The 6,241-nt window shown below is 60.0% G+C and carries 6 protein-coding genes; 4 read left to right on the top strand and 2 right to left on the bottom strand.

Going from position 1 to position 6,241, the window contains the following annotated elements; translation table 11 throughout:
• Positions 1–429: 429 nt before the first annotated feature.
• Both D1646_RS02175 and D1646_RS02170 read left to right on the top strand, forming a co-directional pair.
• Complete coding sequence (locus D1646_RS02175; RefSeq protein WP_160634862.1) at positions 430–1,272, top strand: PRD domain-containing protein; 843 nt, start codon at positions 430–432, stop codon at positions 1,270–1,272.
• A gap of 147 nt (positions 1,273–1,419) precedes the next feature.
• Positions 1,420–3,549, top strand: a complete 2,130-nt coding sequence (locus D1646_RS02170; RefSeq protein ID WP_160634861.1) for a PTS transporter subunit IIABC — start codon at positions 1,420–1,422, stop codon at positions 3,547–3,549.
• A gap of 82 nt (positions 3,550–3,631) precedes the next feature.
• Here D1646_RS02170 and D1646_RS02165 read toward each other — a convergent pair whose 3' ends face one another.
• Entirely contained in the window at positions 3,632–3,946 is a 315-nt protein-coding gene (locus D1646_RS02165; RefSeq protein WP_160634860.1) for a hypothetical protein, read from the bottom strand.
• Between the two features lie 12 nt (positions 3,947–3,958).
• On the bottom strand, positions 3,959–4,327 hold the full coding sequence (locus D1646_RS02160) for a hypothetical protein (RefSeq protein WP_160634859.1): 369 nt from the start codon (positions 4,325–4,327) through the stop codon (positions 3,959–3,961).
• Positions 4,328–5,010: 683 nt separating this feature from the next.
• Here D1646_RS02160 and D1646_RS02155 point away from each other — a divergent pair.
• Entirely contained in the window at positions 5,011–5,571 is a 561-nt protein-coding gene (locus D1646_RS02155; RefSeq protein WP_160634858.1) for an immunoglobulin-like domain-containing protein, read from the top strand.
• 363 nt (positions 5,572–5,934) lie between these two features.
• Complete coding sequence (locus tag D1646_RS02150) at positions 5,935–6,081, top strand: hypothetical protein (RefSeq protein ID WP_160634857.1); 147 nt, start codon at positions 5,935–5,937, stop codon at positions 6,079–6,081.
• The last annotated feature ends 160 nt before the right edge of the window (positions 6,082–6,241 follow it).

Here is a 6,241-nt window from a genome sequence, read left to right as displayed (position 1 = left end):
GCGAAGCAGGGCCCACAAGCGGCGCAGCCGCTTGCCCCCTTTTGAAAGGGGGTGCCCGAGCGAAGCGAGGGCGGGGGGTTGTCCCTGAGAAGCACTATCTGCTACCTCAAATTTACAGTTGGGGCAGTGCCAGCCAGTCAACCCCCTCTGCCTCTGCTGTGAAAGGCCACTCCTGGGAAAGTTGGACAAATTTCAGGGGGAAGAATTGTGAAATCAGCAGAAAATCCCGCGGTTCTCCAATCTGTCCTTGACTTCTTTTTCCAGTTGGGCTATCATAGGCGTTGTAATTGCTGTTGGAATGTTACCGGCTCGCCGGGCTTGACCAACTCTGTCTGTATTAACCCACGCAGTTCTGCGCGGATATAGAGGCGGGGTTGGTTTGTTGTTTTCCGGGAAAAGGGGCTTTGCGTCTGGGGGAGGGCGGAGGAGTTGCGTATCAAGAAAGTCATCAACAACAACATCCTCTGCGTGGTGGACGACAAGGGCAGTGAGATGATTGTCACCGGGAAGGGGCTGGGCTTTAAGCGGAAGATCGGGGAGCGGGTGGACCCGGCTCTGTTTGAGAAGACCTACCGCATGGAGGGTAAGGAGGAGCAGCGCAAGCTCCGGGAGCTGGTGGCCCAGATCCCCATGGAGCACCTGAAGCTGACCCAGGACCTAATTGAATCCATCAAGGGCCAGCTCAAGGCCCCCCTCAACGAGTCGCTGCTGATAACCCTGGCCGACCACATCAGTTTTGCCATCAAGCGCAAGGCGGAGGGCATCGAGTTCACGAACCCCCTGGAGGGGGCCATTATGAGCTACTACCCCGCCGAGTACCACCTGGGCCAGCACTGCCTGCGGGTCATTCAGGAGGAGACCCGGGCGGACCTGAATCCCAGCGAGGCCGCCTTCATCGCCATGCACATCGTCAACGCGGAGCTGAACACCAGCATGAGCGTGATGTACGACATTACCAAGCTCATTGAGGGGGCGCTGGAGGTGACAGAGTACTTCTATCAAAAGACCTTCGACCGGGAGTCGTTGGACTTTAACCGCTTTGTGGTCCACCTGCGCTACTTTGCCCAGCGGCTGTTTCAGGCGGCCCCCCGGCAGGCGGACAAGTATGAAGCCGACTTTCAGGAGATGATTATCCGCAGTTGCGGGAAGCACTACAAATGCGCCCGGCACATAGGGGAGTACATCCGCAACGCATATCACAAGGAGGTCTCCGACGACGAGCTGATCTACCTGACCATCCACCTCAAGCGCATCAATTTGAACAGCAAATAGAACCGCCCCGGAGATGGGGAGAAGTGAATCACACGGGATCGTGACCTGTTCAGGGCGAAACCCATACAACGCGTACCGGAGCCGCCCGGTATGCGGGGTATGGGTTTTCATATTTTCAGCCATATTACAATAAAAGGAGGAAGTTTTATGAAGGACAAAATCTTTGGCGTCTTGCAGCGGGTTGGCCGCTCCTTTATGCTCCCCATCGCTCTGCTGCCGGTGGCGGGCCTGCTGCTGGGTGTGGGCAGCTCCTTCACCAACCCCACCATGCTGGAGGCCTACGGCCTCACCGGCATCATCTACCCGGGAGGCGTGATCTACACCGTTCTGGACATTATGAACCAGTGCGGCAGCGCCGTGTTCAACAACCTGGCCCTGCTCTTCGCTATGGGCGTGGCCATCGGTATGGCCAAGAAGGAGAAGGAGGTTGCCGCCCTGTCGGGGGCCATTTCCTACCTGGTGATGAACACCGCTATCTCCGCTATGATTACCGCCCGAGGGGGCGTGGAGGCTATGGCGGCCAATACCACCACCTCTACCCTGGGCATTACCACCTTGCAGATGGGCGTCTTCGGCGGCATCATCGTGGGCCTGGGCGTGGCCGCCCTCCACAACCGGTTCTATAAGATCCAGCTGCCCCAGGTGCTCTCTTTCTTCGGCGGGACCCGGTTCGTCCCCATTGTGTGTACCATCGTGTTTGTGGCGGTGGGCATCGCCATGTTCTATATCTGGCCGGTGGTCCAGACGGGCATTGCCGCCTTGGGCAATCTGGTTCTTCAGTCGGGCTACGCGGGCACCTGGATCTACGGTATCCTGGAGCGGGCCCTGATCCCCTTCGGCCTGCACCATGTCTTCTATATGCCCTTCTGGCAGACCGCAATGGGCGGCACCGCGGTCATCGACGGCGTGACCATTCAGGGGGCTCAGAATATCTTCTTTGCTGAGCTGGCCTCCAAGTCCACTCAGGTCTTCTCCGTCTCCGCGACCCGGTTTATGGCGGGGAAGTTCCCCTTTATGATCTTCGGCCTGCCTGGCGCGGCTCTGGCCATGTATCGGGCCGCTAAGCCTGAAAAGCGGAAGGTGGCCGGCGGTCTGCTCATCTCTGCCGCTCTCACCGCTATGCTCACCGGCATCACCGAGCCCCTGGAGTTCACCTTCCTCTTTGTGGCCCCCCTGATGTACGCCGTCCACTGCGTCTACGCCGGACTGTCCTACATGCTGATGCACATCTTCAACGTGGGCGTGGGCATGACCTTCTCCGGCGGCATCATCGACCTGACCCTCTTCGGCATCCTCCAGGGCAACGCCAAGACCCACTGGATGTGGATTGTGGTGGTGGGTCTGGTGTACTTTGTGATCTACTACTTCACCTTCTACTTCATGATTACTAAAATGGACCTGAAGACCCCCGGCCGGGAGGAGGGCGACGAGGAGACCAAGCTGTTTACCCGCTCCGACTTCAAGGCCAAGACCGGCGTGGGCCCCGACGGCTCCAGCCCTGCGGGGGGCGTGTCTGACCCCGTGTCCGCCCTCATCCTCAAGGGCCTGGGCGGCAAGGCCAATCTGTCCGACGTGGACTGCTGCGCAACCCGCCTGCGGGTCACCGTCATTGACGCGGACAAGGTGAGCGACGCAATGCTGAAGCAGTCGGGGGCCTCCGGCGTCATCCACAAGGGCAACGGCGTGCAGGTGGTCTACGGCCCCCAGGTGGCGGTAATTAAATCCAATCTGGTGGACTTTATGGACTCCCCCGAGTCCGACCGGCTGGACGCTGTGACCGCCCCCGCGCCCGCCGCCGCCAAGGCCCCCGCCGAAGCAAAGCAGGACGCGGTGATGTGCGCCCACATGAGCGGCACCGTGGTTCCCATGGCGGAGGTCCAGGACGAGGCTTTCTCCACCTGCGTGCTGGGGGAGGGCGTGGCCATTGAGCCCAGCGAGGGCAAGCTGTACGCCCCCGCTGACGGCGTGGTTGACAACCTCTTCGATACTCACCACGCCATCGGGCTGGTGACAGAGGAGGGCGTGGAGCTGCTCCTCCACATCGGCATCAACACCGTGGAGCTGGGCGGCAAGCACTTCCAGGCCCATGTGGCGGTAGACCAAAAGGTGAAGAAGGGCGACCTGCTCATCTCCTTTGACATGGAGGCCATCAAGGCAGTGGGCTACCTGCTCACAACCCCCATGATTGTCTGCAACACCGACGACTACCAGAGCGTGACCCCCAAGGCCTCCGGCGCAGTTCGGGCCGGCGCTCCCCTGCTGGAGGTCAAGGGTTAATTCTCCACCCCTACGAAACAGGGCTGAGTCACCGCAAACAATGAAAAATGCCCTCTGACTTCTGCCGGTCAGAGGACATTTTTTAATTTTTCTTCCGCAGCTGAGACCGGACCACACCTTTGGGGTCCTTGACCAGCAGGAGCACCACCCAGACCACCAGGGCCAGGGCCACCACGGACAGGCCCAGAAACAGGTCATTGAGCATATCCAGGGGCTCCGGGGTGAAGTAGGCCGGGCCCAGCTCCATGTACTCCACAATGGCGTCCCCCAGCCACATCAGGGAAGCTCCCCAGAACATCCAGCACAGCACTCCCACCTTCATCTCCCGGGCGGTTCTGCTGCTGTACCAGACGGCAGTGGACGTCACAGCGGCCAGGACGGCGATGAGCAGCGTCATATCCCTTCCTCTTTACTGGAGGGCGGCCTGTCCGGCGCTGCGCTCCATGGCGCTGCTCACCAGCACCATACCAACCCACACAAGGGTTATCAGCCCGGCCATCAGTATGCCTGTGGTGGCCATCTCTCCCAGCATCTCCATGGTGGCGGCAGGTGTCTCCATCGCCGTCAGGAAGGGGAAGAAGGGGACCACCTCGCCGTGCCACACGTGCTCAAAGAGCAGCAGCAGCGCACCGCCCCACAGCATATTGCTCAGCCACTTCAGCTTGCTGACAAAGCCCATACCCTCCATGGAGCCGTGGGACTCGCCGCGCTTCTCCGCAGCCTTCGTCACCGCCTTGACCACCACCGCCTCAGCGGCAGGGACCACAAAACACGCCATAACAAAATCCTCCTTTAAAATAATTTCAGCCCAAAATCAGCCCGAGAACGCAAAAAGACATACAACTCCCTCTGAAAAGGAGCTGTGTGCCTTCGTGGAACACAAATCAAACTGCGCTGGGACGAAAGACGCTTCGGCGCCTGTAAGCTGACTTGGGCCAGCAGATACCATTTCATTTTACACGATGCCGTTCCCCGTGTCAACGGTTTTTCGGGAAAAAGTCCTGCCGCCGCCCCAAGAGCGTGTTAGCCGCCCGATCCCTACCTGAGCGGCTAACGGTTTTTTAATCGTTTCGTTCCGGGCCAACCGCCGTAACAGCGCCTTTTGTTTTGTTATATCCGCCAATCCCTGCTTTGTCAAGGGATTTACGCGGGGAAACAGCATGGTTTGCTCCGCATAAAGAGAAAGGACATCTCCGATGTGGAGACGTCCCGCTATCGGTCGCTGGCCAGCCAGCCCTCCCCCTGAAAGATCAGGTCGTCCAGATCAGGCCCTCGGGGCGGGGGGCTGGGGGGCAGAGGCAGCATATTTTTGTTATCGTTCATGGTCAGTCCTCCCCGGTTCAGATTGTGATATACATATCAGTATATGCGGCGGACCGGGAAAAATGTGTGTGAGTTTGTACAACAAACTGGGAACTTTTTCTGTCCTTTTGCGTCTATCTAAAGAAAGGAGAAATTTTTATGAGTAAACACCTTATCGCACTCCTGCTGGCAGGCCACTGGGGGCAGGCGCCGCTGGCAGAGCCCTCCCCGCCGCCGGACCCCTCCGAGGCGGGGCTGACCATGGAGCTGGAGCACCCGGTGTACGACCCCTCTGTCACCTCCTGCACCTACTTCGTTCACAACGACAGGGAGGAGTCGGTGGACTTGGGGGAGCCCTACCATCTCCAGTATTGGGAGGAGGGCCGCTGGAAGGATGCTCCGGCGCTTGATTTCAACCTTCCCCTCTACCGGCTGGCCCCCGGCGAGACCATGGCGCTGACCTGTTCACTGAGAAATCAGACAGAGCCGGGGTATTACCGCATGGTGAAGGAGGTGGGCGGCGAGACGCTGTACGCCCAATTCCAGCTGGGAGAAAGCCTCTACACCGCCGAACACCCCTACGGCTTCGCCCCCCTGGAGGAGCTGGAACAGATCCCGGACGTCCCGGGGCCTGTCTCGCCGGAGGGCGGTGAAGGGGACCTGGCCCAGTTCGTGTGGAAGGCGGGGCTGGGCGTCCCCTGCCAGCTGCGGCTGATTTAAGAGGACGGCGGGGTCACCGACGTTATCTATGAGAACCGCCACTTTCTGCTGCGGGAGCTGTCGGCGGGAGAGATCATCCAGAGGCGGTTCTCCTATCTGGTCACCGACGGTCAGGACCTGTACCTCTCCAACTGGGCGGACTGGAGGGAGAGCGGCGAAAACTGGAAAATCCTCCCGGAGGCGGGCCCGGAGCTGACCCAGACGGTCCAGACCATCACGGCATCCCGGCTGGCGTGGAATATAACCCGCTTCCAGATTTGGTCGGAGGACGGGGAGTGGTGCGCCTCACTTTACGACAGCCCCACCGAGTTCGCCGTGGGCTGGCAGAAGCCCAGGGAGGGTTCCTGGGGGAGCTCCTTCGATTTGCAGCACTGGGACGGGACGGAGACCGCCATCCTGGACCTGAGCTGGCAGGAGGACAATACCCTGCTGCTCACCCGCCGGACCCTTGGCGGCGGCACCTGCCTGCGCAGCTTCGATCCCCAGACGAAACAATTACATTCTGCATAATAAGCAAGCCCCCATCTGGAAGACCAGTTGGGGGCGGTTTTTTGTTTAGATGTAATGTTCCAGCGAAGCGAGGGCGAGGGATGAGCCCTGCGAAGCAGGGCCACACAAGCGGCGAAGCCGCTTGCCCCCTTTGGCAAAGGGGGGGCCTGAGCGAAGCGAA

Origin of the sequence: Pseudoflavonifractor sp. 60, from assembly GCF_009911645.1 — a bacterium.
In the GTDB taxonomy this organism is placed as follows: Bacteria; Bacillota; Clostridia; order Oscillospirales; family Oscillospiraceae; genus Lawsonibacter.
The sequence above is the reverse complement of the archived record's forward strand: the minus strand, read 5'-3'. Positions and strand labels throughout refer to the sequence as shown.